Raw genomic sequence first — 230 nt, 5'->3', positions numbered from 1 at the left:
AAGAAAGAAAATGTAGGAAATATAGTATCGCCGCAAGTGAAGAAAGAAAATGTAGGAAATATAGTATCGCCGCAAGTGAAGAAAGAAAATGTAGGAAATATAGTGTCACCGAATGTAAAGAAAGAAAATGTAGTTATTCCACAAGTCATACCGCCAAATATTCAAATGCCAAATATAATGCCAATCATGGATAACAACCAACCACCGAATATAATGCCAATCATGGATAA

Annotated in this window: 1 pseudogene; it reads left to right on the top strand. The window is 33.9% G+C overall.

Annotated features, from left to right (window positions below):
* Positions 1–230 (top strand): annotated as a pseudogene (locus tag MR170_RS31775) (peptigoglycan-binding protein LysM); the annotation flags it as partial.

The organism is Bacillus cereus group sp. BfR-BA-01524 (assembly GCF_022662595.1).
Taxonomy (GTDB): domain Bacteria; phylum Bacillota; class Bacilli; order Bacillales; family Bacillaceae_G; genus Bacillus_A; species Bacillus_A thuringiensis_S.
This window is presented reverse-complemented; position numbering and strand designations above follow the sequence as displayed.